Source organism: Achromobacter sp. ISS7, assembly GCF_056523125.1.
Genome location: NZ_JAWRZD010000001.1, coordinates 4,885,830 through 4,910,016, shown reverse-complemented (window position 1 = coordinate 4,910,016; position 24,187 = coordinate 4,885,830). Strand labels below are relative to the sequence as shown.

Annotated in this window: 26 protein-coding genes; 13 read left to right on the top strand and 13 right to left on the bottom strand. The window is 68.2% G+C overall.

The annotated features are described in order from the left end of the window. Window positions 1–30 precede the first annotated feature (30 nt). A complete protein-coding gene (gene lipA, locus AC1HFW_RS22265; protein WP_006391921.1) occupies window positions 31–1,038 on the bottom strand; it encodes a lipoyl synthase in 1,008 nt (335 codons plus the stop codon). 149 nt (window positions 1,039–1,187) lie between these two features. Here lipA and AC1HFW_RS22260 point away from each other — a divergent pair, with 149 nt between their 5' ends. Further along, window positions 1,188–2,000 carry a substrate-binding domain-containing protein gene (locus AC1HFW_RS22260; RefSeq protein WP_479285249.1) on the top strand — a complete coding sequence of 271 codons (813 nt, stop codon included), beginning with the start codon at window positions 1,188–1,190 and terminating at the stop codon, window positions 1,998–2,000. A gap of 63 nt (window positions 2,001–2,063) precedes the next feature. On the opposite strand, the gene AC1HFW_RS22255 is transcribed toward AC1HFW_RS22260, so the two are convergent. The 10 genes from AC1HFW_RS22255 to AC1HFW_RS22210 all read right to left on the bottom strand — a co-directional run bounded on the left by AC1HFW_RS22255 (window position 2,064) and on the right by AC1HFW_RS22210 (window position 10,394). Further along, window positions 2,064–2,792, bottom strand: a complete 729-nt coding sequence (locus AC1HFW_RS22255) for a tetratricopeptide repeat protein (protein WP_479285248.1) — start codon at window positions 2,790–2,792, stop codon at window positions 2,064–2,066. After that, the gene (gene lipB, locus AC1HFW_RS22250; RefSeq protein WP_061072992.1) at window positions 2,789–3,427 is read right to left on the bottom strand and encodes a lipoyl(octanoyl) transferase LipB; all 639 of its coding nucleotides are present in this window, start codon (window positions 3,425–3,427) and stop codon (window positions 2,789–2,791) included. Before lipB ends, AC1HFW_RS22255 begins: the two co-directional genes overlap by 4 nt. 12 nt (window positions 3,428–3,439) lie before the next feature. After that, entirely contained in the window at window positions 3,440–3,712 is a 273-nt protein-coding gene (locus AC1HFW_RS22245; protein WP_006391925.1) for a YbeD family protein, read from the bottom strand. Window positions 3,713–3,817: 105 nt separating this feature from the next. Next, entirely contained in the window at window positions 3,818–4,684 is an 867-nt protein-coding gene (locus AC1HFW_RS22240; RefSeq protein WP_479285247.1) for a D-amino acid aminotransferase, read from the bottom strand. Between the two features lie 95 nt (window positions 4,685–4,779). Continuing rightward, window positions 4,780–6,042, bottom strand: a complete 1,263-nt coding sequence (locus tag AC1HFW_RS22235) for a D-alanyl-D-alanine carboxypeptidase family protein (RefSeq protein WP_085943719.1) — start codon at window positions 6,040–6,042, stop codon at window positions 4,780–4,782. A gap of 153 nt (window positions 6,043–6,195) precedes the next feature. Further along, window positions 6,196–6,849, bottom strand: coding sequence for an alpha/beta hydrolase (locus AC1HFW_RS22230; RefSeq protein ID WP_479285246.1), 654 nt, complete (start codon window positions 6,847–6,849; stop codon window positions 6,196–6,198). A 33-nt stretch (window positions 6,850–6,882) separates the two neighbouring features. Then, a complete protein-coding gene (locus AC1HFW_RS22225) occupies window positions 6,883–7,482 on the bottom strand; it encodes an ABC-type transport auxiliary lipoprotein family protein (protein ID WP_479285245.1) in 600 nt (199 codons plus the stop codon). After that, a complete protein-coding gene (locus AC1HFW_RS22220) occupies window positions 7,479–8,435 on the bottom strand; it encodes an MlaD family protein (protein ID WP_479285244.1) in 957 nt (318 codons plus the stop codon). Before AC1HFW_RS22220 ends, AC1HFW_RS22225 begins: the two co-directional genes overlap by 4 nt. Beyond that, window positions 8,422–9,261, bottom strand: coding sequence for an ABC transporter ATP-binding protein (locus AC1HFW_RS22215; RefSeq protein ID WP_006391932.1), 840 nt, complete (start codon window positions 9,259–9,261; stop codon window positions 8,422–8,424). Before AC1HFW_RS22215 ends, AC1HFW_RS22220 begins: the two co-directional genes overlap by 14 nt. Beyond that, window positions 9,261–10,394 (bottom strand): MlaE family ABC transporter permease, encoded by a 1,134-nt coding sequence (locus AC1HFW_RS22210; RefSeq protein ID WP_479285243.1) that lies wholly within the window; start codon window positions 10,392–10,394, stop codon window positions 9,261–9,263. The genes AC1HFW_RS22215 and AC1HFW_RS22210 overlap by 1 nt, the downstream gene beginning before the upstream one ends. 95 nt (window positions 10,395–10,489) lie before the next feature. Here AC1HFW_RS22210 and AC1HFW_RS22205 point away from each other — a divergent pair, with 95 nt between their 5' ends. Genes AC1HFW_RS22205 through AC1HFW_RS22195 form a run of 3 tightly spaced genes read left to right on the top strand, consistent with a single transcriptional unit; the run spans window position 10,490 to window position 12,324 of the window. Continuing rightward, entirely contained in the window at window positions 10,490–11,344 is an 855-nt protein-coding gene (locus AC1HFW_RS22205) for a biotin--[acetyl-CoA-carboxylase] ligase (protein WP_006391934.1), read from the top strand. Then, window positions 11,341–12,147: a type III pantothenate kinase gene (locus AC1HFW_RS22200; protein WP_006391935.1), complete on the top strand. Its 807-nt coding sequence runs from the start codon at window positions 11,341–11,343 to the stop codon at window positions 12,145–12,147. The genes AC1HFW_RS22205 and AC1HFW_RS22200 overlap by 4 nt, the downstream gene beginning before the upstream one ends. A gap of 12 nt (window positions 12,148–12,159) precedes the next feature. After that, on the top strand, window positions 12,160–12,324 hold the full coding sequence (locus AC1HFW_RS22195) for a hypothetical protein (protein ID WP_006391936.1): 165 nt from the start codon (window positions 12,160–12,162) through the stop codon (window positions 12,322–12,324). Window positions 12,325–12,353: 29 nt separating this feature from the next. Here AC1HFW_RS22195 and AC1HFW_RS22190 read toward each other — a convergent pair whose 3' ends face one another. Together AC1HFW_RS22190 and waaC are read right to left on the bottom strand one after the other, a co-directional pair. Continuing rightward, window positions 12,354–13,682, bottom strand: a complete 1,329-nt coding sequence (locus AC1HFW_RS22190) for a 3-deoxy-D-manno-octulosonic acid transferase (protein WP_479285242.1) — start codon at window positions 13,680–13,682, stop codon at window positions 12,354–12,356. Next, window positions 13,682–14,731, bottom strand: coding sequence for a lipopolysaccharide heptosyltransferase I (waaC, locus tag AC1HFW_RS22185; protein WP_061072984.1), 1,050 nt, complete (start codon window positions 14,729–14,731; stop codon window positions 13,682–13,684). The genes AC1HFW_RS22190 and waaC overlap by 1 nt, the downstream gene beginning before the upstream one ends. A 122-nt stretch (window positions 14,732–14,853) precedes the next feature. On the opposite strand from waaC, the gene AC1HFW_RS22180 reads away from it, so the two are divergent. The 9 genes from AC1HFW_RS22180 (at window position 14,854) to AC1HFW_RS22140 (ending at window position 24,151) form a co-directional block, all read left to right on the top strand. Further along, window positions 14,854–15,906, top strand: coding sequence for a Gfo/Idh/MocA family protein (locus AC1HFW_RS22180; protein WP_241075075.1), 1,053 nt, complete (start codon window positions 14,854–14,856; stop codon window positions 15,904–15,906). A gap of 2 nt (window positions 15,907–15,908) precedes the next feature. Further along, window positions 15,909–16,481, top strand: coding sequence for an acyltransferase (locus AC1HFW_RS22175; protein ID WP_180189243.1), 573 nt, complete (start codon window positions 15,909–15,911; stop codon window positions 16,479–16,481). 6 nt (window positions 16,482–16,487) lie between these two features. After that, the gene (locus tag AC1HFW_RS22170; RefSeq protein ID WP_479285241.1) at window positions 16,488–17,588 is read left to right on the top strand and encodes a DegT/DnrJ/EryC1/StrS family aminotransferase; all 1,101 of its coding nucleotides are present in this window, start codon (window positions 16,488–16,490) and stop codon (window positions 17,586–17,588) included. A 77-nt stretch (window positions 17,589–17,665) separates the two neighbouring features. After that, complete coding sequence (locus tag AC1HFW_RS22165; RefSeq protein ID WP_479285240.1) at window positions 17,666–18,925, top strand: glycosyltransferase family 4 protein; 1,260 nt, start codon at window positions 17,666–17,668, stop codon at window positions 18,923–18,925. Between the two features lie 17 nt (window positions 18,926–18,942). Then, the gene (locus AC1HFW_RS22160; protein ID WP_479285239.1) at window positions 18,943–20,118 is read left to right on the top strand and encodes a DegT/DnrJ/EryC1/StrS family aminotransferase; all 1,176 of its coding nucleotides are present in this window, start codon (window positions 18,943–18,945) and stop codon (window positions 20,116–20,118) included. Beyond that, on the top strand, window positions 20,115–20,711 hold the full coding sequence (locus tag AC1HFW_RS22155) for a sugar transferase (RefSeq protein WP_479286539.1): 597 nt from the start codon (window positions 20,115–20,117) through the stop codon (window positions 20,709–20,711). The genes AC1HFW_RS22160 and AC1HFW_RS22155 overlap by 4 nt, the downstream gene beginning before the upstream one ends. A 149-nt stretch (window positions 20,712–20,860) precedes the next feature. Further along, on the top strand, window positions 20,861–22,039 hold the full coding sequence (locus tag AC1HFW_RS22150) for a glycosyltransferase (protein WP_479285238.1): 1,179 nt from the start codon (window positions 20,861–20,863) through the stop codon (window positions 22,037–22,039). Next, on the top strand, window positions 22,036–22,737 hold the full coding sequence (locus AC1HFW_RS22145; protein ID WP_479285237.1) for a lipid II flippase family protein: 702 nt from the start codon (window positions 22,036–22,038) through the stop codon (window positions 22,735–22,737). Before AC1HFW_RS22150 ends, AC1HFW_RS22145 begins: the two co-directional genes overlap by 4 nt. Beyond that, complete coding sequence (locus AC1HFW_RS22140) at window positions 22,724–24,151, top strand: hypothetical protein (RefSeq protein ID WP_479285236.1); 1,428 nt, start codon at window positions 22,724–22,726, stop codon at window positions 24,149–24,151. The genes AC1HFW_RS22145 and AC1HFW_RS22140 overlap by 14 nt, the downstream gene beginning before the upstream one ends. The last annotated feature ends 36 nt before the right edge of the window (window positions 24,152–24,187 follow it).

Sequence of the window (24,187 nt, the reverse complement as noted above, 5' to 3'; positions counted from 1 at the left end):
TTTCATATCGGCACGGAAACCGCGTGGCCCTCAGTTGGGCACGCCCGCCGCATGCGCCTGCTCGTCGGCGTGGTACGACGAACGCACCATCGCGCCGACCGCGGCGTGCGAGAAGCCCATCGCATAGGCCTCGCGCTCGAACATGGCGAAGGTGTCGGGATGCACGTAGCGCAGCACCGGCAGGTGGTGTTCCGACGGCTGCAGGTACTGGCCGATGGTGAGCATGTCGACGTTGTGCTCGCGCATGTCGCGCATCACCTGCAGGATTTCCTCGTCGGTCTCGCCCAGGCCGAGCATCAGGCCCGACTTGGTCGGCACGTCGGGGTGCAGCTTCTTGAACTCGGCCAGCAGCTTGAGCGAGTGCATGTAGTCCGAACCCGGACGGGCCTGCTTGTACAGGCGCGGCACGGTTTCCAGGTTGTGGTTCATCACGTCCGGAGGACCGGCGTTCAGGATGGTCAGCGCGCGGTCCAGGCGGCCGCGGAAGTCGGGCACCAGCACCTCGATGCGGGTGCTGGGCGACAGTTCGCGGATGTGCGTGATGCAGTCGACGAAGTGGCCGGCGCCGCCATCGCGCAGGTCGTCGCGGTCGACCGAGGTGATCACCACGTACGACAGCTTCATCGCGGCGATGGTGCGCGCGAGGTTTTCCGGTTCCTTGGTGTCGAGCGGGTCGGGGCGGCCATGGCCCACATCACAGAACGGGCAGCGGCGGGTGCACTTGTCGCCCATGATCATGAACGTGGCCGTGCCCTTGCCGAAGCACTCGCCGATGTTCGGGCAGGAGGCTTCCTCGCACACCGTGTGCAGGTTGTGCTCGCGCAGGATGCGCTTGATGTCGTAGAAGCGCGAGCCCGGCTGGGCCGCCTTGACGCGGATCCATTCCGGCTTCTTCAGGCGCTCGGCGGGAATGATCTTGATCGGGATGCGCGCCGTCTTGGCCTGGGATTTCTGTTTCTGCGTCGGATCGTACGCCGTCTCCGCGGGCGCGGCGGCGGCTTCGTTCGAGGGTACAGACGACTCGGCAAGCGTGGACATGGAACACCTTCACGACCGGCGCGCGCGGCGTCGCGGTCTGAGACAAAAGAAGGCATTTTACCCCCTGCGCCCAAATCCGCCCCGAATGGCCCGGCGCCGGGCCGCGCCGGGTTATCGTCACGCCTGACGAATCCGTGCCGCCTGCCCCCATGTCGACCCTGCCCTGCCCCCGCCCCATCGCCCTGATCGCCCCCCGGCTGGACCCCGCGCCCGCCGCCCGCGCCGTGCAGGCCTGCGCCGAACGGCTGGCGCCCGCCGGCTATTACCTGGCCGCGGCGCCCTGGCGCGATCCGTCCCTGCTGCCGCTGCTGGGCGCGCTGGCGCCGGCCGCGGCGCTGGTGATCGGCCCGCTCGACGATCCGCAATTGCGCGCGGCCGTGGCGGCCCTGGAGATCCCCGTGGTGGAAACCTGGAGCCTGCCCGCCGCGCCGCTGGACAGCCTGATCGCGCCAGACAACGCCGAGGCCGGCCGCCAGGCGGCCCGCCACTTCGCCGAGAAAGGCCATGCCCGGGTGGCCTGCGTCAGTGCCGACACCCCGTGGGAACGCAGCCGCCGCGAAGGCTTCATCAGCAGCGCGGCCGCGCTCGGGCTGACGCTGGCGGCCGACATCGTGCAGCCGGAAGCGCAGCAATTGAACGATGGCCGGCTGGCGTTCCTGCGCCTGCTGGCGACCAACACGATCTTCGACGCGGTGTTCTGCACCTCGGACCTGCTGGCCGCCGCCAGCGTGTCGGAAGCCCACCAGCGCGACCTGCACGTGCCGCAGGACCTGGCCGTGCTGGGCTTCACCGAAGACGGCAGCGCCGCGCAATGGGCGCAGGGGCTGACGACGCTGGGCGTGGACGCGGCCGAGCTGGGCCGGCGCGCGGGCCAGTTGCTGCTGGACCGCCTGGATGGGGAACACCCGGCCGGCACGCGGCTGACGCTGGATGTGGTGTTCGAAGCCCGCCTGAGCACCTGACGACCACGCGGGCCGGGCCAGGCATTGGCGGGGTCAGGCGGTCGGTGCGACCCGGGGCGCCGCTCAGGCGCCCGTCTCGTACAACGGCGGAAAGCCGCAGTCGCGCAACATCGCGTCGGCTTCACGCAGGAAGGCCGGCGTGGAGGTCTCGGGCACGCGCACCAGCCACTGCACTGCCTCTTCCTTGCGGCCGCGCTGCAACAGCATGCGGCCCAGGTGGAACATGCCGCGGAAGTCGCCACCCTCGGCGCAGCGCTGGTAGCAGTCGAACGCGCGCTCCAGGTCCTGCTCGACCACGTCGCCGGTTTCGTAGAAGCGGCCGACCACGCCGATGGATTTGACGTGTCCGGCCTGCGCCGCCTGCTGGTACAGCGCCAGCGCCGCCGCGCGGTTCTGCACCACGCCGCCGCGGCCGCTCTTGAGCATGTGGGCGTAGTTGTACATGCCCCAGTCCAGCCCGCGGTCCGCGGCCAGCCGGAACCAGTACGCCGCCACGGTCTCGTCCGGCGCGATGCCCCAGCCGTTTTCGTAGCAGCGGCCGATCATGTTGATGGCCATGGGATGGTCGGCATTGGCGGCGCGCTTGAACCAGGCCAGCCCTTTGGCCTGATCCTGCGGCACGCCGACGCCATCGAGCAGCATCTGGCCGAAGATGGTCTGCGCCTCGACCAGGCCCATGTCGGCCGCCGTGCGGATCCAGGCGGCATATTGCGGCGCCGGTCCGGCGCGCAGGCTGGCCAGTTGCTCGGGGGAGGTCGCGGCCACCTCGGCCGGGGTATAGCTTGTCTTCATGCGGGTGTCCTTGCCTGGCGCCACAAGCGGGCCAGGTTGCGGGCCAGCGCGTCGCCCACCTCGGTGGGCTCGCGCCGCACGCTACAGGACGCCATGTCGACCGTGCGCAAGCCGGCGTAACCACAGGGATTGATGCCCAGGAACGGCGCCAGGTCCATCGCCACGTTCAGCGACACGCCGTGATAGGCGCGGCCGTTGCGGATCTTGATGCCCAGCGCGGCGATCTTGGCCAGCTCGCCGCCCTCGGGATGGGCCACGTACACGCCCGGCGCGCCCGGCTTGCGGCAGGCGCCGGGCAGGCCCATTTCATCGAGCGTGTCGATCACCGCCGCTTCCAGCAGGGCCACGTATTCCTTCACGTACATGTCGACGCGGCGCAGGTCGAACAGCGCGTAGGCCATCACCTGGCCGGGGCCATGGTACGTGACCTGGCCGCCGCGGTCGCAATGGACGATGGGGATGGCGCCGGGGTTGAGCACGTGCTCGGGCAGGCCCGCCTGGCCCAGCGTGTAGACCGGGGCATGCTCGCACAGCCAGATTTCATCGGGCGTCTCGGCGGACCGCCGGTCGGTGTACGCCTGCATGTCCCGCCACACGGACAGGTAGTCCGCGGGCCGCGCCAGCCACTTGATCACAGCCACTTGCCTTTACAGGACGATCGACACCATCGGATGGCCATGCAAGGCCTGGTACAGGCTGTCGAGTTGCTCGCGCGAGGTGGCGCGCACCGTGAAGGTCAGGCCCATGTAGTTGCCGCCCTTGCTGGGCCGCATCTCGACCGTGGCGGCATCGAAGCCCGGGTCGAAGCGCAGCACGACTTCGGTCAGCGTCTGCGCGAACTCCGGATGATGCTTGCCCATGACCTTGATGGGAAAGTCGCTGGGGTACTCGATGAGGGAGTCTTCGGGCGGAATATGCATGATGGATGGCCTGGAGCGTCAAACTATCTATATGGGGGCAGGCATCGTGCAGGCAAGGCCCGCCGCCGGCGCGGGCGGCCGCCAGGGCCGCCCCACGTGGCCGTTCTAGAGCGCGGCGATGCGGGCATCATAACCCGCGCGCAATTGCGCAAAAACGGGGCCGGGCTTGCCCGAGCCCACCGGCTGGCCGTCCAGCGAGACGATCGCCAGCACTTCCTTGGTGGCCGAGGACAGCATCAATTCATCGGCCCGGGCAACCTCGTCCTGGGTGATGCGGCGCGCCTCGAACGGGATGCCGGCTTCGGCCGCCAGCTCGCCCATCAGGCCGTAGCGGATGCCTTCCAGGATCAGGTTGTTCTTGGGCGGGGCCAGCAGCTTGCCGCCCGAGACCACCCAGATGTTGGTGGACGAACCCTCGGTGAGGAAGCCGTCGCGGAACTGCAGCACCTCGTCGACGTGGGCGTCGACCGCCTGCTGCTTGGCCAGCACGTTGCCCAGCAACGACACCGACTTGATCTCGCAGTGCAGCCAGCGCTCGTCGGGGACGGTGATGGCGGACAGGCCCTGGGCGCGGGACGCGGCCGACGGCGGCGCCCACGCCGAGATCATGCCGAACACCGTCGGCCTGACCGGCTCGGCCGGGAACTGGTGGTCGCGCTTGGCCACGCCGCGCGTGACCTGCAGGTAGACGATGCAGGTTTCCAGGTTCGAACGCGCCAGCAGCTGCTCGATCAGGTCGATCCAGCCGGCGCGGTCGAACGGCTGGGCGATGCGCAGGGCCGCCAGGCTGCGGTCCAGGCGGTCCAGGTGTTCGGCCATGCGGAAGGCATTGCCGCGGTAGACGGGCACCACTTCGTAGATGCCGTCGCCGAAAATGAAGCCGCGATCGAGCACGGAGACCTTGGCCTCGTCGATACGCACAAACTCGCCATTGAGAAACACCTGGCTTTCGCCCGGCACGCCCGGAATCATGAGCCGCTCCTGAGAATCAAATGGATAGGGACGGGCCACACGGCCCGCCCCTTCTTGGTAAAGCTTACACCCAACCGCGCCCGTGGCGCGTCGGCTTACTGGAACCAGCGCTTGACGGTGTCGACCATGCGGCCGAAGAAGCCCGCGCGTTCGACGGCGTCCTGCACCACCAGCGGCTCGGTGCGCAGCACCTTGCCATCCAGCGTGAACTGCAGCGTGCCGACCTGCTGGCCCTTGGTCAGCGGCGCGATCAGGGGATCGGTGCGCTGCGCCACGGGCTTGAGGTCGCCGGCCTTGCCGCGCGGCACCGCGATCGAGACCGGGTTGGGCGGGCCGAGCTTGACGTTTTCGGCGGTGCCTTCCCAGACGCGGGCGTCGATGCCGGGCTGGCTCTTGTCGAACAGCTTGACCGTGTCGAAGTTCTGGAAGCTCCAGTTCAGCAGCTTCAGGCTTTCCTCGGCGCGCGTGGCTTCGCTGTCGGTGCCCACCACCACCACCAGGATGCGGCGGTCGCCGCGCACCGCGGTCGACACCAGGCAGTAGCCGGCCGAATCGGTGTGGCCGGTCTTCATGCCGTCGACCGAGGGATCGGCCCACAGCAGGCGGTTGCGGTTGGGCTGGGTGATCTTGTTGTAGGTGTAGCTCTTCTGCTTGTAGTAGTGGAAGAACTGCGGGTGATCGGTGATCAGGTGCGCCGACAGCGTGGCCAGGTCGCGCGTGGACGTCATGTGCTGCGGATCGGGCAGGCCCGTGGCATTCATGAAGTGGGTGTTGCGCATGCCCAGGCGCTCGGCTTCCTGGTTCATGAGCGAGGCGAACGCGGTTTCGCTGCCGCCGACCGCTTCGGCCAGCGCGACCGAGGCGTCGTTGCCCGACTGCACGATCATGCCCTGGTTCAGCTCATCGACAGTGACCGGCTTGCGCGGCTCGATGAACATGCGCGAACCGCCGGTGCGCCAGGCGTGCTCGGACACCGGCACGGTCTGTTCCAGCGTCAGGCGCTTCTCTTCGAGCGCGTTGAACACGACGTAGGCCGTCATGATCTTGGTGAGCGAGGCCGGCTCGACCTTCATGTCGGGGTTCGACGCCGCCAGGGTCTGGCCGCTGTTCACGTCGATCACGATCCAGGCCTTGGCCGCGATGGTGGGCGCCGGCACCGCCGACACATCGCCCACCGGCACCACGCCCGTTGCCGTCGGCGCGGGGGCCGTGGCGCCCGCGGCCGCCGGCGTCGCGGCGGGCGCCTGCTGGGCCCAGGCCGGCAACGACGTCGCGAGCATCGCCGACAACACCGCGCCAGCCAAGGCGCGACGGGCAAAAACAACGGGGGAGTGAGCGGAGTGAGGCAATTTCTTCATCGGCAACGTGGGTCCAGGAAAGACGCCCGCTGGCGCGGGGCAAGTGGCTGACAATTATAGGCAGTCGATGAGACCCGTCCGGCCCGGGATGGGTTCCTTGGGCATTTAAAACATGCAACTTGATGCAACGCGGCGCATGGCGCGGCGCGCCGTTCAGTCAAGCTTGACCTTCAGGTGCGCCTGCACCAGCTGGCGCAACACCAGCAGCTTGCCGTGGAAAAAGTGCGAGGCGCCGGGGATCACCACCACCGGGATCGAACGCGGGCGGGCCCAGTCCATGGCTTCCGACAAGGGCACGACTTCGTCCTCTTCGCCATGCACCATCAGCGTGTCGCCCGGCACCTGCACCTCATGCGACTGGAAGCGGTTGACTGCGGGGCCCATCAGCATCAGCGCGCTCGGCAGCACCGCATCGCCCTGATCGGCCAAGGCGGCGTAAGTCTGCGCGGCCACGGCCGTGCCGAACGAAAAGCCGGCCAGCACCCAGGGCGCCTGCGCCAGTTCCGGGTGCAGCTCGCGCATCTGCGCGACGACGGCCAGCATGTCCTGGGTTTCGCCGACGGACTTGTCGAACGCGCCTTCGGACAGGCCGACGCCGCGGAAATTGGGCCGCACCGCCACCAGGCCGTGCTGGACGCAGGCGCGCGACAGCGTGGTCACCACCTTGTTCTCGCGCGCGCCGCCCTGCAGCGGATGCGGATGCAGCACCAGGGCCCAGCCCCGCGGCGTGCCGTCAGGCCAGTCCACCGCGCAGTCGATGCGGCCGGCGGCGCCGGTGAAGGCGTGGGTTTGGGTGCTTGCGGGCATAGGGAAACTCGTGCTGCGTGGAAAAGGAAGATGTTAACCGGCGGGTCGAGCCGCGGCCTTCGGTTGCGCGGCCAGCCATTGCGCCAGCTGGTCGGCGGCGTCGTCGGTAGCCTGGCGCAAGGCGGCCACGCCGCCCGCGGCATCCTGCGTGGGCGCGGGCGCCCGCGTCGCGATGCGCAACTGGCCGACCACGGCGCGGCCGTTCAACAGCACCGCCTGCAGCAGCACGCGGCCCTCGCTGGCCGACCCATCGGGCGTGAAGACCTGTTCGAACTGGGACAGGTAGACCTGCACCTGCGGCGTCTGGCCGTTGGCGCGCTCGGCCAGCACCGGCCCCTGGCGCGACAGGCGCTCGAGCAGGCGCTGGCGCACCAGGTCCGATGGCGACGAGGCCCAGCGATAGGTGGCATAGGCCTGCGGCGCGGCGCTGTCGCCCACGCGCCAGATCACGCCGGTGCCGGACAGCGCCGGCACCGCCGAGAACACCACCGCGATGGGCTCGCGCGCGGGCAGCTGCGGCGCCGGCCGGGCGTCCAGGCCCAGATCGAATACGGCCGGCGGCGCGCCGACACGGCCCACGCCGCAACCGGCCAGCGCCAGGGTCAGGATCAGGATCGCGCTACGCATCTTCATTTCGGCTGTCTCCCAAAACCGGCGAAGCCGGCCTCGCCCGGCCCGGGCGCCGCTGGCGCCGGTCCGAACAATAACGATTGCGGCGTGTTGTCCACGCGGCGCAGGGTAGAGGTGGCGCCGCGCGCGGCCTCGGTGACGCTGGACGCCATGCCGGTGATGGCCGGCAGCGTCTCGTTGTCCAGGCGCGAGGCGGCATAGGCGATATCGCTGAGGCTGCGCGTGGCCATGGCCAACGCGCCGTCGGGCGCGTTCAGGCGCGCCAGCGACTGCCGCGCCTGTTGCGCCAGGTCCGCCACTTCGCGCGCCGCGCGGTCGGCCTGGCGAGAGGTGCTGCCAAGCGCGTCGACCAGCGGCCCCAGCTTGGCCAGGGTCGGCCCCAGGTCGCGGCTGGCCTCTTTCAGGGACTGGGTGATGTCGGTGGCGTTCTGCAGGCTGGCGGTCAGCGCCTGCACGTTCTGTTCGCTCAGCAGGCGGCGCAACTGCTCGGTGGCGTCTTCGACGTTGGAAATCAGCCGGCCGCCGCGCTGCTCGATGCGGTCCAGGAAACCCGGGCGCAGCGGAATCGCCGCGGGGTTGGCCTCGGACGACGCCAGGCGCTTGAACGAGCTGCCGTCGTCGCGCAGTTCGACGTTGGCCATGCCGGTCACGCCCTGCACGCCCAGTTCGGCCCAGGTCGATTCGGTGATGGGCGTGTTCGGCGCCACGCCGATGCGGATGCGCACCTGGCCCGGCTTGTCGGGGTTGAGCGCGAGCGCCTGCACCTTGCCCACCGGCACCCCCTGGTAGCGCACGGTCGACTGCGGGTTGAGCCCGCTGACGGCCGTGGCCGAGATGATTTCATAGGTTTGCAGTTTGGTCCGGTCGCGGCCGATCCAGACGGCCACCAGCGCAGCGGCGGCCAGCAGGACCAGCGTGAAGATGCCGGCCATGAGCGCGTGACTACGGTTTTCCATGATGCGTTCCCTTCGGCGCCATGTCCCCGAGCGCGCGCAGGCCGCGCTCGCCCAGGAAGAATGTATGTATGAACGGGTGGTCGACCTTCAGCACTTCCGGCACCGTGTCGCATACGATCACCCGCTTGTCCGCCAGCACGGCGACACGGGTGGCCAGCGCGAGCAGCGTGTCCAGGTCGTGCGTCACCATGACGACGGTAAAGCCCAACTGCCGGTGCAGACTGCGCACCAGGTCCACGAATTCGTCCGAACGCAGCGGATCCAGGCCCGCCGTGGGTTCGTCCAGGAACACCAGTTCCGGGTCCAGCGACAGCGCGCGCGCCAGCGCCACGCGCTTGATCATGCCGCCCGACAGGTCGGACGGCCGCTTGCCGGCATCCTGCGCCGACAGGCCGACCATCGCCAGGCGGCACATCACCACGTCGTGCACCAGGTCCTCCGGCACCGTGCGCAGCTCGCGCAGCGGCAGCGCGACGTTGTCGTACACCGACAGCGCCGAGAACAGCGCGCCCGCCTGGAACAGCATGCCCCAGCGGTACGACAGGCGCCGGCGCTCGCTCGGCGTCAGTTCCGACAACGTGTTGCCCAGCACCCGGATGGTGCCGGCCGCCGGCCGGTCCAGCCCGATGATCTGCCGCAGCAGCACCGTCTTGCCGGTGCCCGACCCGCCCACCAGCACCAGGATCTCGCCCGGAAACACGGTCAGGTCCAGATTGTCGTGCACCACGTGGTCGCCGAAGGCGGTCCGCAGCCCGCGCACGGTGATGACCGGGGCGACCGTGACGTGCTCTTCGGTGAACAGGCGTTGTTGCTCGGCGCCGGCCATCAGATGCCCACCGAACTGAAAATGACCGCGTACAGCGCGTCCAGCAGGATCACCCCGGTGATCGAGGTGACCACGGAGGTCGTGGTGCCGCGTCCCAGGCTTTCCGTATTGGGCTGGATGCGCAGGCCGAAATGGCAGGCGATCAGCGCGATCAGGATGCCGAAGGTCACGCCCTTCAGGATGCCGATCCAGTAATTGGTCAGGGAAATGGCGTCGGGCAGCGATTGCAGGAACCATTGCGCCGACACCCCCAGCTGCACCTGCGCCGCCAGCATCCCGCCCAGGATCGCCATGGCGTCGGTCCACAGCACCAGCAGCGGCATGGTCACGGCCAGCGCCACCACCCGCGGCAGGATCAGCCGCTGGCCATGCGAAATGCCCATCACCAGCATCGCGTCCAGTTCCTGCGTGACCCGCATGACGCCGATCTGCGCGGTGATGGCCGACCCGGAGCGGCCCGCCACCAGAATGGCGGCCAGCACCGGCCCCAGCTCGCGCACGATCGACACGCCCAGCAGCCGGACGATGAAGCGGTCGGCGCCGATCATCTGCAACTGCTGGGCGGACAGGTACGACAGCACCACGCCGATCAGGAAGCCCACCAGCGCGGTGATGCCCAGCGCCTGCGCCCCCGTGCGGTAGACCTGGGCCGAAATCTCGCGCCACGGGCCCCGCGACGGCCGCCGCAGCATGCCGAACAGGTCCAGGATGAGCTGCCCCAGCATGATCAGCAGCGCGCGGCCGTTCTCGGCCGCCTGCAGCACGGCATCGCCCACGGCGCGCAGCCAGCCCCACGAGGGCTCGGGACGCGGCGGCGCCTGCTTGCCGCCCTTGTTCGTCGCCAGGGCGGTGAACACATCCTGCTGGCCGGCCGACCAGCGCACGCGCTCGGGCAGCTTTTCATCCCAGGCCTGCCAGATCAGCAGGGCGCCGATGGTGTCGAGCCGGCTGATGCCCTGCAGGTCCCAGCGCACGCCGGCGGCGGCGGCCTTGGCCATGGCCGAGCGGCGACGCTCGACCTCGCCCGGCTCGGCCAGCGCCAGCACGCTCCAGTCGCCCCCGACGTGGCACACGCCCGCTTCCTGGCGGAAGGGCGCGGTGGCGGTGGACGCGGACGGGGCGGAATGCGGCATGAATGCAGGGTCGCAATGCAAAATGTATCGCCCATCATATACGCTGCGCACGACACGGCGCGAACGCGGCCCGCGCGTGCCCTACAATCGGCGCCATGTCCGCTCAAGTCCGCCCCACCGACCTGCCCGCGCCCGACGATCTCGCGCGGATGCTGGGTTCACGCCTGCCCGCTTTCCAAGATGTCGCCTGGATCTCCAGCACCGGCTCCACCAACGCCGACCTGCTGGCCCGCGCCCGCACCGGCGGCGGCGCCGGCAAGCCCTGGCTGCTGGGCACCCATCTGCAGGAAACGGGCCGCGGCCGCGCCGGCCGCCCCTGGCAGAACCGGGTGGGCGCGGCGCTGATGTTCTCGTGCGCCTTCGACGTGCACCTGCCGGCCGCCCAGTTGCCGGCGCTGTCGCCGCTGGCCGGCCTGGCCGCCTGCGAGGCGCTGCGCGCCGTGGCCGGCCCCGGCGCTGAAGGCCTCTGCATGAAATGGCCCAACGACGTGCAATGGCACGACGCCAAGCTGGCCGGCGTGCTGGTCGAGACCACCCGCAACCCCGGCGGCCGCGAGACCGGCTACACCGTCGTCATCGGCATGGGCGTCAACCTGGTCGATGCCGGCGCGCTGTCGCAGGCGCTGGGCCGCCAGGTCGCCGACTGGGCCTGTGTCACCGAACACGCGCCAGGCCATGCCGCCACCGCCGCGGACCTGGTCTGTGCGGCGGCGACCGCCTGGCACGAGGCCGTGCGGACGCTGGAACGCGAAGGTTTCGCCGCCTTTTCCAAGCGCTTCGACCAGGTCGACGCGCTGGCCGGCCGCCCGGTCAACGTGCTGGACAAGGGCGACGTGGTCCTCAGCGGCACCGCCTGCGGCGTCGACGGCCAGGGCCGCCTGCTGGTGCAAACGCCCCAGGGCGCCATGCCGATCTCGGTCGGTGAAATCTCGATTCGACGCCAAGCATGATCATCCTCATCGACTCCGGCAACAGCCGCCTCAAAGTGGGCTGGCTGGACCCCAGCAGCCCGGACATGCCGCGCGAGCCGGCCGCCGTCGCCTTCGACGGCCTGGACCTGGACGCCCTGGACCGCTGGCTCGCCGCCCTGCCGCAGCGGCCGTCGCGCGCGCTGGGCGTGAACGTGGCCGGCGCCGAGCGCGGCGCCGCCATCGCGGCCACCCTGCAACGCCATGGCTGTGCCGTGACCTGGGCCACCTCGCAGGCCACCACGCTGGGGCTGGTCAACCACTACAAGACGCCGTCGCAACTGGGCGCGGACCGCTGGGCCTCGCTGCTGGGCGTGCTGTCGCGCCTGCCCGGCGCCCATCCGCCCTTCCTGCTGGCCAGCTTCGGCACCGCCACCACCATCGACACCGTGGGACCAGACAACGCCTTCGCCGGCGGCCTGATCCTGCCGGGCCCGGCCATGATGCGCAACGCGCTGGCCCACGGCACGGCCAACCTGCCGATCGCCGACGGCCAGGTGGTGGCCTATCCCACCGACACGCACGAGGCCATCGCCTCCGGCATCGCCGCCGCGCAGGCGGGCGCGGTGGTGCGCCAGTGGCTCGCCGGCCGCCAGCGCTACGGACAGACGCCGCAGATCTTCGCCGCCGGCGGCGGCTGGCCCGAAGTGCACCAGGAAATCGAACGCCTGCTGGCCGATGCCGGCGGCGCATTCGGCGCCGCGCCGGTGCCGATCTACCTGAACCACCCCGTCCTGGATGGACTGGCCGCCATCGCGCGCGCCAATCCGGCAGCGAACGCCTGACGAGGCCGCGGCATGCGAGTGCTCTTCATCCTGATCCTGTTGGCCAACCTGGGCGTCTATGCGCTCGGCCAGGGCTGGTTGGGTGTACGCCCGGAAGACGAGGGGCGCGATCCGCGCCGCTTCAGCCAGGAGCTGAACCCCGGCGCGGTCACGCTGGTGCCGCGCAAGCCCGCCTGACGGCGTGACGACCTAAGGGGCCGCCAGCCTCAGCGCAACCAGGGCGCCAGCGCGTCCATCGTCCGCGCCGTGGCGCCGGCGTGACTGGCGAACCAGGCGCGCGCCGCGTCCCCGGCCGCCTGCCTCGCGGCAGGGTCGGCCACCAGGGCCAGCGCGGCCTGCACGGCCTGCTCCGGGTCCGGCTGGCGCTGCACGGCGCCGGCCTCGATGGCATCGCTGGCCGCCTGCTGGAAATTGAACGTGTGCGGCCCGACGATCACCGGCACGCCCGCGGCGCAGGCCTCGATCAGGTTCTGGCCGCCCAGCGGGGCAAAACTGCCCGCCACCACCGCCACGTCCGCGGCGGCGTAATAGAAAGCCATTTCCCCCAGCGTATCGCCCAGCAGCACCGTCGTCTCCGGACCGGGCGCCTGCCCCGACGACCGCCGCACATGGGCCAGCCCGGCCTGCGCCAGCAGCGCGGCGGCCTCGTCGAACCGCTGCGGATGGCGTGGAATCAACAGGAACAGCGGCGCGCCGGGCGTGGCGGCATGGCGCTTGATGGCCTCGATGAACGGCGCATCCTCGCCTTCGCGCGTGCTTGCCAGGGCGATCACCGGACGGCCCAGGCGGGCGCGCCAGGCCTGTCCCGCCTCGACCTGGGCCGCGGGCAGGGACAGATCGAACTTCAGATTGCCGGACACCATGGGACGCGGCGCGCCGGCACGGGCCAGCCGCTCGGCGTCCGGCGCCGTCTGCGCCAACACCAAGTCCAGCCCCGCCAGCGCCTCGCGCATGACCCCGCCCATGCGGCCGGCCTGCCGCAGCGACGATTCCGAGAACCGCGCGCTCACCAGCGCCATCGGCAGCTTGGCGCGCCGCGCCGCGGCCAGCAGGTTGGGCCAGATCTCGCGCTCGATCAGGATGCCGCAACGCGGCGCGGCGGCGGCCAGGAAACGCCGCGTGGCGCCGGGAAAATCGTAGGGCAGCCAGGCCTGGCGCAATTGGCCACGGGCGATGGCGTCCGCGAACAGCCGCGCGCCCTCGGCCCGGCCAGTGGCGGTGATGTGGGTCAGCAACACCGGCAGGCCGCGATCCAGCAAGGCCTGCAGCAGCGGCTGCGCGGCGCGCGTCTCGCCCAGGCTGACGGCATGGACCCAGACCGGCGCTTGCGCGGGCCCGGCGACGGTCACATCGCTGGATTCAGCCTGGCCTGACGCGGCCCGGCCTGGCGCGGCCCGGCCTGACGCGGCCCGACCAAACCGCTCCGGAGAGAAGATCTGCCATTCGCCGCCGGCGCGCTTGGCGCGGCGGGCCATCCATAGCCAGACCAGGGGGGCCAGCGCCCGCAACCCCAGGGTATAGACGGCGCGGTTCATCAGCGCGCGGCCAGCGCCTGCTCCACCGACGCCATGACCGCCTCGCGCGAGGGCGACGCGCCGCGATCGCCGAGACTGGCCGTGTAATTCGAGCCGACCAGGGGCGTGCGCACCGGTGTGGATGCACGGTAGATGCCGATGGTGGGACGACCCAGCGCCGCCGACAGATGGGTCAGGCCGCTGTCCAGCCCGACCATCAGGCGCGAACCGGCCAGCAGCCGCGCCACCGACGTCAGGTCCATGCGCGGCATCACCTCGACGTCTTCCATGCCCGCCACCAGCAGGCGCGCGCGCTCGGCTTCCTGGTCGTTGCCGGCCAGCAGCTTGAGGGCACAGCCGGCATCGCGCAGGCGCCGGAACACCGCGCGCCAGTCGTCCTCGGGCCACAATTTGTCGTCGCGGCTGGCCGACGGCATGATCACCGCGTAACCGCGGTCGGTATCCAGGTGATGCAGGCGCGGCAATTCGGTGGCATCCAGGCCGCCGGCGGACACCTCGTGCACCGGATCGGCGGCGCCGTCGCGGCCCTGGGTCGCCTGCCGCGAAAACGCCTGCAGGCCGAAATCCGGCTGGCCGCCGTACTGGTAGCCGAACGTCAGCGAGGCCAGCTTGCGCTGGCGGATCACGGCGGGCTGCCAGAATTCGACGCGGTGACGGACGTTATAGAACAGGGACGCCAGGGGTTCGCGGGCCGATCTCCAATCCAGCCCATGGCGCACGCCGCGCGCCTGGCGCACCAGCCACGCGGACTTCAACAGCGCCTGCATATCCAGCACGATGTCGTATTGCTTGGACCGCAGCCGCTCCCGCAGCGCCTTGCGCTCGGCACGCACCTGGCCCGACCACCAGGCCTTGCGCCAGCGCCGGTGGGCCACCTTGATGACCTCGTTGACCGCGGGATGCCAGGCAGGAATCTCGGCGAATGCTTCTTCGGCGATCCAGTCGATTTCCGCGTCCGGCACATGGCGGGCGATGTCGGAAATGGCGGGCAGCATGTGCACCAGATCGCCTAATGACGACGTTCGGACGATGAGAATGCGAGTTGGCATCAAATGGGAAGAGAGGATTTATACGTTCGTAACCCACCCCAGTCTCAAGTATTATTACGCTCTATTCCGGGAAGGCTGTCGAATTATCCCGGCAATTTACAACAAAACAACCTCTGATCCCGATGACCGCTAATCCAGTTACCGACCGCAAGGTCCGTTTCGCCCTGGTAGGGTGTGGGCGTATCTCCAAGAATCACATCGGCGCCATTGCGCAGCACAGCGACCGCGCTGAGCTCGTGGACGTCTGTGACACCAATCCCGCCGCGCTGAAAGCCGCGGCGGAAGCCACCGGCGCGCGCCCGTTTTCGTCCCTGGCGGAAATGCTGGCACATACCACGGCTGACGCGGTCATTCTGGCCACGCCGTCGGGTCTGCATCCCTGGCAGGCCATCGAGGTTGCCCAATCCGGTCGTCATGTGGTCAGCGAAAAGCCCATGGCCACCCGCTGGGAAGATGCCAAGCAGATGGTGAAGGCATGTGATGACGCAGGCGTGCGCCTGTTCGTCGTCAAGCAGAACCGCCGCAACGCCACGCTGCAGCTGCTCAAGAAAGCCATCGAAGGCGGCCGCTTCGGCCGTATCTACATGGTCACGGTCAACGTGTTCTGGACCCGTCCCCAAGACTACTACGACGCCGCCCGCTGGCGCGGCAAGTGGGAATGGGACGGCGGCGCCTTCATGAACCAGGCCAGCCACTATGTCGACCTGCTCGATTGGCTGGTGGGCCCCGTGGAAAGCGTGTACGCCTACACCGCCACGCTGGCGCGCCGCATCGAAGCCGAAGACACTGGCGTGGCCGCGATCCGCTGGCGCCATGGCGCCATGGGTTCGATCAACGTCACGATGCTGACCTACCCGCAGAACCTGGAAGGCTCGATCACCATCCTCGGTGAAAAGGGCACCGTGCGCGTGGGCGGCGTGGCCGTCAACCGCATCGACGAATGGAAATTCGCCGACGAACACCCCGATGACGCCAAGATCCGCGAAGCCAACTACGAGACCACCTCGGTCTACGGCTTTGGCCATCCGCTGTACTACGACAACGTGATCCGCGTGCTGCGCGGCGAATGCGAACCCGAAACCGACGGACGCGAAGGCCTGCAATCGCTGGCCCTGCTGACCGCCATCTACCGTTCCGCGCGCGATGGCCTGCGCGTGCCGCTGCCGCTGGACTGAACATCATGAGCATCCATTCCACCGCCATCGTCGACGACGGCGCGCAGATCGGCGCCGGCACCCGCGTCTGGCACTGGGTCCACGTATCGGGCGGCGCCGTCATCGGCGACGCCTGCTCGCTCGGCCAGAACGTCTACGTCGGCAACCGCGTCAAGATCGGCAACCGCGTCAAGATCCAGAACAACGTCTCGGTCTACGACAACGTGACGCTCGAAGACGACGTGTTCTGCGGCCCCAGCATGGTGTTCACCAACGTGTACAACCCGCGCGCGGCCATCGAACGCAAGAACGAGTACCGCGACACCGTCGTGCGCCAGGGCGCCACGCTGGGCGCCAACTGCACCATCGTGTGCGGCTCGACGGTCGGCCGCTACGCCTTCGTCGGCGCTGGCGCCGTGGTGAACCGCGACGTGCCCGACTTCGCCCTGGTGGTGGGCGTGCCCGCCCGCCAGATCGGCTGGATGAGCCGCCATGGCGAACAACTGGACCTGCCGCTGACCGGCAACGGGCAGACCACCTGCCCCGCGACCGGCGACCAATACGTACTCAAAGACGGCGTCTGCCAACTGGTGTGAGACAACATGCAATTCATTGACCTGAAGAAGCAATACCAAGTCCTGCGCGACCCGATCAACGCCCGTATCCAGGCTGTGCTCGATCACGGCCAGTACATCATGGGCCCCGAGGTCAAGGAACTCGAAGCCGCGCTGTGCGCCTACACCGGCGCCAAGCACTGCATCACGGTCGCGTCCGGCACCGAGGCGCTGCTGATCGCGCTGATGGCGCTGGGCGTGAAAGCCGGCGACGAAGTCATCACCACCTCCTTCACGTTCGTGGCGACGGCGGAAGTCATCGTGTTGCTGGGCGCCGTGCCGGTGTTCGTGGACGTCGAGCCCGACACCTGCAACATCAAGGTGTCCGAGATCGAAGCCAAGATCACGCCGCGCACCAAGGCCATCATCCCCGTGTCGCTGTACGGCCAGTGCGGCGACATGGACGAGGTCAATGCCATCGCCGACAAGCACGGCATCACCGTCATCGAAGACGCGGCGCAGAGCTTCGGCGCCACCTACAAGGGCAAGAAGAGCTGCAACCTGTCCAAGATCGGTTGCACCAGCTTCTTCCCCAGCAAGCCCCTGGGCTGCTATGGCGACGGCGGCGCGCTGTTCACCAATGACGACGCGCTGGCCCAGGCCATGCGCGAGATCCGCGTGCACGGCCAATCGGCGCGTTACTACCACACCCGCATCGGCGTGGGCGGCCGCATGGACACGCTGCAATGCGCGGTCGTCCTGGGCAAGCTGGAACGCTTCGAATGGGAAGTGGAACAGCGCATCAAGATCGGCGCACGCTACCAGCAACTGCTGGCCGACCTGCCGAACGGCGCCCGTACCGTCACGGTGCGTCCGGACCGCGACAGCGTCTGGGCCCAGTTCACCGTCATGGTTCCCAACCGTGAAGCCGTGATCGCGCACCTGAAGGAAGCCGGCATCCCGACGGCGATCCACTATCCGCGTCCCATCCACGCCCAGCCGGCCTACGCCGAGTTCGCGGCGGCCGAAGGCGCGACCCCGGTGTCCGACACCCTGGCGGCCACGGTCATGAGCCTGCCGATGCACCCGGACCTGGACGAAGCGACCCAGGACCAGATCGTTGCCGCGCTGCGCGCCACACTGAGCTGATCCCCCCAAGGCGCGGCGCCGCATGCGGCGCCGCGCCCTCCGCGGTATCCCGCGCGCCAACGCGGTACGATGCGGCCATGAATATTCTGCTCATCAACCATTACGCCGGCTCGCCTCGGCATGGCATGGAATTCCGGCCATACTATCTGGCCCGGGAATGGGTGCGGCAAGGCCATCGCGTCACCATCGTCGCCAGCAGCGTTTCCCACCTGCGCCAACAAAACCCCGCGGTTTCCACGGGTGTCACGCGCGAAGCGATCGACGGCATCGACTACCTCTGGGTACGCACCCGCCCCTACGCCGGCAACGGCGCCAAGCGGCTGCTCAACATGCTGCAGTTCACCGCGAAAGTCCGCGGCATGGCGCGCGAGCTCGCGGCCATGCGGCCGGATATCGTCATCGCCTCATCGACCTATCCCTACGACATCTGGCCCGCCGCGAAAATCGCCCGCGCCGCCGGCGCCAGGCTGGTCTACGAAGTGCACGACCTCTGGCCCCTGACGCCACGATTGCTAGGTGGATTTTCCAAGCGCCATCCCATGATCTTCTCCATGCAGCTGGCGGAAGACTACGCGTGCCGGCATGCCGACAGGGTCATCTCGCTCTTGCCCGGCACCGCGCCGCACCTGCGAAGCCGCGGCATGGCGCCGGACAAGTTCACGTACATCCCCAACGGCTTCGATCCCGCCGAGGCGTCCGCCCCCCTGCCCGCGTCCATCGAGACGCAGATCACCGCCTTCGCGCAGGATTTCAAGGCGCTCTGTGTCTATGCCGGAGGCCACGCAGTCTCGAATGCGCTGGACCCGCTGATCGACGCTGCGGCCCGCCCGGAAGCAGCGGATGTCGGCTTCCTGCTCGTGGGCAAGGGCGTGGAAAAAGACCGCCTGGCGCATCGCGCCCGCACGCAGGGCCTGAAGAACATCCTGTTCCTCGATCCGGTGGAAAAACGGGCAGTGCCCACCTTGCTGAAGCTGGCCGACATCGCCTACATCGGCTGGCACGACAGCCCGCTCTACCAGTTCGGCACCAGCCCGAACAAACTGTTCGACTACATGCTCGCGGCCTTGCCCGTGGTCCATGCGACCAGTTCACCTTATGATCTGGTGCGTGACGCCGGCTGCGGCGTCAGCGTGGCCGCCGACGACGTGCCCGCCATCGCCCGGGCGATCGCCGAGCTCGCGCACCTGCCCGAGCACGAGCGCCACGAACTCGGCCAGCGCGGCAAGCGCTTCGTGCAGCAACACCACGGCTACCCCATTCTCGCCCGCCAGTTCCTGGAGTCGCTTGGCGATACGCCGCAAGCCTCCACTACAATTCCCGTTCCTCAACGCTTCTAACCGCCTGACGAGCCAACATGTCTTTCATCCCCTTTGCACTACCGGACATCGGCGACGCCGAAATCGCGGCTGTCACGGAAGCCATGCGGTCAGGCTGGCTCACGACGGGTCCCAATGCCCGCTCGTTCGAACAGGAATTCGCAACCTTCATCGGCGGAGGCGTGGAAGCCGTGGCCGTGAACTCCGCCACGGCCGGCCTGCATCTGGCGCTGGAAGCCATCGGCGTGGGCGAGGGTGACGAGGTCATCACCACCACCCACACCTTCACCGCCAGCGCCGAAGTGGCGCGCTACCTCGGCGCCGAGCCGGTGCTCGTGGATATCGATCCCGACACATTCTGCGTGAGCCCCGAGGCAGTCGAGCGCGCCATCACGCCCCGCACCAAGGCCATCATCCCGGTCCACTACGGCGGCCTGTCGTGCGACATGACGGCGATCCTGGATATCGCGCGCCGGCACGGCCTGCGGGTCATCGAGGACGCCGCCCACGCCCTGCCCTGCACCTGGAAAGGCGAGCTGGTCGGCAGCCTGGCCAGCGACATCACCGTCTACAGCTTCTACGCCACCAAGACGCTCGCCACCGGCGAAGGCGGCATGGTGGTGACGCGCGATCCGGCGCTGGCCAAGCGTTGCCGCGTGATGCGGCTGCACGGCATCGACCGCGACGCCTTCGATCGCTTCACCTCGAAGAAGCCCGCCTGGTACTACGAGATCGTGGCGCCGGGGTTCAAGTACAACCTGCCCGACACCGCGGCCGCGATGGGCCGTGTGCAACTGGCCCGCGTGCGCGCGATGCGCGACCGTCGCGCGGACATCGCCGGACGATACGACAAGGCGTTCGCCGCACTGCCCGTCGTGCTGCCCCCGAGCCCCGAACGGCTGGCCGGCCGCGGTTACGATGCGCAAGACACGCACGCCTGGCACCTGTACGTCCTGCGCCTGGCTCCCGAGGCGCCGCTCAGCCGTGACGATTTCATCGTTCGCATGACCGAAGCCGGCATCGGTTGCAGCGTGCACTACGTGCCGCTGCATTTGCAGCCTTACTGGCGTGACCGCTACGGCCTCCAGCCCGCGATGTTCCCGCATTCGCAGGCCGCCTACGAACGCATGGTCAGCCTGCCGATCTATTCGCGCATGACCGACGACGAGACCGCGCGCGTGATCGGCGCCGTGGAATCCCTGCTGCGCGCCTGATGAAACGGCTGTTCGACTTCATCGTTTCGCTGCTGGGTCTGATCATCCTGTCGCCGCTGTTTCTGGTGGTGGCGATAGCGATCAAGCGCGACTCGCCCGGGCCGGTGTTCTTCCGGCAGGTGCGCGTGGGCAAGGACGGCAGGACTTTTCGGATCCACAAGTTTCGTAGCATGACGGTAAACAATGCCGACAATACGAAAGAAATTACCGTCGGCGGTGATGCGCGCATCACCCGCAGCGGCTTGTGGATCCGCCATTGGAAGCTGGACGAACTGCCGCAACTTATCGACGTATTCACCGGTGACATGAGCATCGTCGGCCCCCGGCCCGAGGTGCCCCGCTACGTCGCGCTCTACCCAGAGGCGCTGCGACGTATCGTTCTGTCCGTCCGCCCTGGCATCACTGACCTGGCGTCTATCAAGTTCCGGCACGAGAACGACCTGCTGGCACAGGCCGAGGATCCCGAACAGGCCTACCGCGAACAGATCCTGCCGGAGAAACTCCGGCTGCAAAGTGAATATGTGCGCACGCGCACATTCATCGGCGACCTGGGAATCGTGATCGCTACATTCACTGCAATATTTAAGCGGTGAGTCAGTAACCGCGCGGCGCCCATGCCGGCGCAACGACTGCTTGAATCGACACATATGGATTCAGTCCGATAAGCGCGTCCGCGGCGCCCCCTGGCATATTCCGTTGAATAGACTGCCTGTCTCCTTCAATGTGAAAAGCCAACCCTAGTTTGATTACTGATACCGCTTCAGAACCTTCTTTAGCCGCTTATTCCGCCGACCAGACCGATACCCCGCCATTCAGAGTCGCCCTGCTCGGTGCGACTTGTAGCATCCATACCGTGCGATGGGCCAACGGCCTGAGCGAGCGAGGCCATGACGTCCACCTGTTGTCCCTGGACGACCCGTCACCCGACATCTTGCCCGCGGTGCATCAATACAAGCTTCCCTACGGGTCCCCTTTCGGCTATTTCCTCGCCGCCAGAAAGCTGCGCTGGCTGCTCGAGCGCATCAAACCCGACCTGCTCAATACCCACTACGCCACGGGCTACGGCGTGCTGGGCCGCCGCTCGGGTTTCATGCCGAACTTGCTATCCGCATGGGGCAGCGACATCTACGACTTCCCCGACAAGAGCCGCTGGCACCGCGGCACGCTCGTCAATAACCTGAACCGGGCCACCGCGCTCGGCGCTACAAGCCAGGCAATGGCGATTAAAATGCGTGCACTCTCGCGCACGCCGGTATTCGTCACGCCGTTCGGCATCGACGAAACCGTGTTTTCGCCGCGGATGGTTCAGCACGCCTCCGGCCGAATCATCATCGGCACCGTAAAGACACTGGAAGCGCTTTATGGAATCGACACCTTGATTCAAGCATTCGCCAGACTCAAGAAGCGGCTGGCCGCGGCCCATCCCGATGTGGCCAAACGGCTGATGCTGCGCATTTATGGCGGCGGCAGCCAGTTCCACATGCTGAACGCGATGGTCGCGGATCTTGGACTGAACGATTGTGTTGAACTCAAGGGGCAGATCCCGCATTGCCAGGTGCCGGCCGCACTGGATGACCTGGACATCTACGTCGCATTGAGCCGCCGCGACAGCTTTGGGGTCGCGATCCTGGAAGCCTCTTCATGCGGCGTGCCGGTGGTGGTATCGGATGCGGATGGCCCCGCCGAGGTCGTGCTCGACGGCGTGACGGGCTTTGTCGTCCCCATCGAGGATGCCGAGGCCGCGTCACGAAAACTCGAAGCCCTGGTGCTGGATCCCGAATTGCGCGCCAGGATGGGCGCCGCGGGCCGCATGCGCGTGCGTGACCACTACAGCTGGAGCCACAGCCTGGATCTGATGCAGCAGGTCTACCGCGAAACCCTGCGCCGGCATCGCGGCGCGGTGGCGCATGGGGCGCCATGACATTGCTGATCCTCCTCGTCATCCTGAGTTTCTCGATCATTCATCTGCTCGAGTACCTCAGCTATTACGCCCGCATCGCGGGCAGGCTCGCCGGCCGCCCCGTGACGGGCTATGCCGTCCAGAACGCCACCACCACGATCACTCGCTTTTTCTATCTGGCGCTGATGCCCTTGCTGGGATTCCTGATCGACAAGCAGATCCCGGTGTCCACCTACCAGAAGATGGGCCTGTGCGCCCTGCTGGGCGCGACCCTGCTGTCGCTGCTGGCCTTCTGTATCCGGTTCCACTGGATCACGCTGCTGGGGAACTTCATCCAGCGTCGCTCCGGCAAGCCCAAGTTGCGTACCGCCGACGTGCGCGCGCAACTGGAAATCCATTCCGTCTTTCCCAGGCTCCGAATTGTCGCGCTGGCCGCGGCCGTGTTCCTTTGCTACGCGCTGGGCGTGCTCGTGTCCTACTACTTCGCGCTGGTCTTCCACGACTACCGCAGCACCATCTCGCAGCTGTCCGGCATCGTGAATGGCTTCGCCACGGTGCTGCTCACGTTCGTGCTCGAACCCCGCATTGCCGCGATCGTGGACGATCATCCCTCCCATGACGTCTACCACGCGGTGCAGGCCATGCTGACAGGACGCCTCGTGGCCGTGGGAATATTCGCTCCGACGCTGTTCTGGAGCCTGGGAAATGCGCTTGGCTGAGGCCCGCGCGACGCCCCTGGCCGACGGACTCGTCCTCGCCGGGTTCGCCCTGTGCCTGGGCGGATCTTCCCTCTACCTCCCCTACCCGCTGCGCCCTTTCCACTGGGGATTGGCGCTGTTCCTGCTGGCGCTGGCAATGGACCGGTCCTGGCGGACGGCTGCCTGGCAGGGTCGACTGAAAGGGCCATTGCTCCTGCTCCTCCTTCTTCTGGCGATCCAACCGCTGTGGGTCACCGAGCCCGACCGGTACATCCGCTATGGCATCTATCTCCTGATCGGGGCGGCCTCCGCCGTCCTGGGCGAAACGCTCGCGCGCCGGCGCAAGCCCTTTCTGTTCCTGCTGCCCTGGCTACTGGCCTACTGGTTCGTCACCGCCTATTTTCCGATGTTCGACATCTGGACCGATGCCCAACGGTTCCGGCCAAGGTATCCGCTTACCGGCGGGGTGTGGGACAACATCAACGACATGGCCACCGTGCTGGTATTCGCCAACCTGATCTGGCTGCTCTGCAGGCGCCGTCTTCCGTTGTGGCTGTTCAGCGCCTGTTGGTTCTATGCGCTGCTGCTCAATCGGCGCGCGGACCTCGCCGCCGCGCTGGTGCTGGGCGTTGCCTACCTGCTGTGGTTCGTGGAAGGCCACAAGACCCGCGAGCGCCTGAAAATGCTGGCGGCATGGGGATTGGCAACCGTGGCCGCCATCTCCCTGATAAGCGAACCGCTGCACCTGGTATCACTGCCCAGCATCCAATCGACCGCCTCCCCGCCTGCGGTCGCGGTCGCACCGCCCCCTCCCGCTACCGTGCCATCGACCGCCGCGAGCATCTCCGCCCCCCCCGCCTCGGCGCCAGGCCCTGCCGCCCCTGCGCCGTCCCCGCCGGGCAGCGCCTCGCCGGCCATCGACGCCGCTGCGCCCACGGCGCCCGGCGCACGCTCGACGCCGGCACTCACGCCTGGCTCCCCGCCCGGGACCGCGTCAATGCCCCTCCACGCCCCTGAGGCGAATGTCCGTATCCGGGCCCAGGGCGGCGATGAATCCTCCGCCTTCCGGGCGCGGCTGACCATGGACATGCTCGCGCAATGGCGCGCGATGCCTTGGTGGCAATGGTTCACTGGCCTGGGCGCGGGGCAACTGGACCTGACCTGGCCTGGCAACAATGCCCCGTGGGCCTCCCCTCACTTTTTCTGGCTCGAGATGTTCTTTCACGTTGGCCTGCTCTGGTTCGCCCTGCTCGGCTGGCTGGCGGCGCGGCTGGATGGACGAGGCCGCGTCTGTCTGGTGGTTGCCGGCATCGCAGGCCTGGCACCCAGTTCCATGGTCTATTTCCAGCCTTTCTGGGTGCTGCTTGGCATGCTCGTCGCGAGCGTGCCGCAACGGCACGCCGCTCCCGCTCCGCGCGCGCCACGGATCCCCTGAGTCACGGACATCGTTTTGCCACGATAATCTGCGATG

What these genes read in the sequence shown, in the direction of transcription:
- AC1HFW_RS22190 (WP_479285242.1), bottom strand. Translation starts at nt 13,682, where the DNA reads ATGAACCGCGCCGTCTATACCCTGGGGTTGCGGGCGCTGGCCCCCCTG.
- AC1HFW_RS22235 (WP_085943719.1), bottom strand. Translation starts at nt 6,042, where the DNA reads ATGAAGAAATTGCCTCACTCCGCTCACTCCCCCGTTGTTTTTGCCCGT.
- AC1HFW_RS22215 (WP_006391932.1), bottom strand. Translation starts at nt 9,261, where the DNA reads ATGGCCGGCGCCGAGCAACAACGCCTGTTCACCGAAGAGCACGTCACG.
- AC1HFW_RS22220 (WP_479285244.1), bottom strand. Translation starts at nt 8,435, where the DNA reads ATGGAAAACCGTAGTCACGCGCTCATGGCCGGCATCTTCACGCTGGTC.
- AC1HFW_RS22255 (WP_479285248.1), bottom strand. Translation starts at nt 2,792, where the DNA reads ATGAAGACAAGCTATACCCCGGCCGAGGTGGCCGCGACCTCCCCCGAG.
- AC1HFW_RS22260 (WP_479285249.1), top strand. Translation starts at nt 1,188, where the DNA reads ATGTCGACCCTGCCCTGCCCCCGCCCCATCGCCCTGATCGCCCCCCGG.
- AC1HFW_RS22160 (WP_479285239.1), top strand. Translation starts at nt 18,943, where the DNA reads ATGTCTTTCATCCCCTTTGCACTACCGGACATCGGCGACGCCGAAATC.
- AC1HFW_RS22165 (WP_479285240.1), top strand. Translation starts at nt 17,666, where the DNA reads ATGAATATTCTGCTCATCAACCATTACGCCGGCTCGCCTCGGCATGGC.
- AC1HFW_RS22145 (WP_479285237.1), top strand. Translation starts at nt 22,036, where the DNA reads ATGACATTGCTGATCCTCCTCGTCATCCTGAGTTTCTCGATCATTCAT.
- AC1HFW_RS22180 (WP_241075075.1), top strand. Translation starts at nt 14,854, where the DNA reads ATGACCGCTAATCCAGTTACCGACCGCAAGGTCCGTTTCGCCCTGGTA.
- lipA (WP_006391921.1), bottom strand. Translation starts at nt 1,038, where the DNA reads ATGTCCACGCTTGCCGAGTCGTCTGTACCCTCGAACGAAGCCGCCGCC.
- AC1HFW_RS22200 (WP_006391935.1), top strand. Translation starts at nt 11,341, where the DNA reads ATGATCATCCTCATCGACTCCGGCAACAGCCGCCTCAAAGTGGGCTGG.
- waaC (WP_061072984.1), bottom strand. Translation starts at nt 14,731, where the DNA reads ATGCCAACTCGCATTCTCATCGTCCGAACGTCGTCATTAGGCGATCTG.
- AC1HFW_RS22205 (WP_006391934.1), top strand. Translation starts at nt 10,490, where the DNA reads ATGTCCGCTCAAGTCCGCCCCACCGACCTGCCCGCGCCCGACGATCTC.
- AC1HFW_RS22195 (WP_006391936.1), top strand. Translation starts at nt 12,160, where the DNA reads ATGCGAGTGCTCTTCATCCTGATCCTGTTGGCCAACCTGGGCGTCTAT.
- AC1HFW_RS22230 (WP_479285246.1), bottom strand. Translation starts at nt 6,849, where the DNA reads ATGCCCGCAAGCACCCAAACCCACGCCTTCACCGGCGCCGCCGGCCGC.
- AC1HFW_RS22170 (WP_479285241.1), top strand. Translation starts at nt 16,488, where the DNA reads ATGCAATTCATTGACCTGAAGAAGCAATACCAAGTCCTGCGCGACCCG.
- AC1HFW_RS22240 (WP_479285247.1), bottom strand. Translation starts at nt 4,684, where the DNA reads ATGATTCCGGGCGTGCCGGGCGAAAGCCAGGTGTTTCTCAATGGCGAG.
- AC1HFW_RS22210 (WP_479285243.1), bottom strand. Translation starts at nt 10,394, where the DNA reads ATGCCGCATTCCGCCCCGTCCGCGTCCACCGCCACCGCGCCCTTCCGC.
- AC1HFW_RS22225 (WP_479285245.1), bottom strand. Translation starts at nt 7,482, where the DNA reads ATGAAGATGCGTAGCGCGATCCTGATCCTGACCCTGGCGCTGGCCGGT.
- AC1HFW_RS22245 (WP_006391925.1), bottom strand. Translation starts at nt 3,712, where the DNA reads ATGCATATTCCGCCCGAAGACTCCCTCATCGAGTACCCCAGCGACTTT.
- AC1HFW_RS22140 (WP_479285236.1), top strand. Translation starts at nt 22,724, where the DNA reads ATGCGCTTGGCTGAGGCCCGCGCGACGCCCCTGGCCGACGGACTCGTC.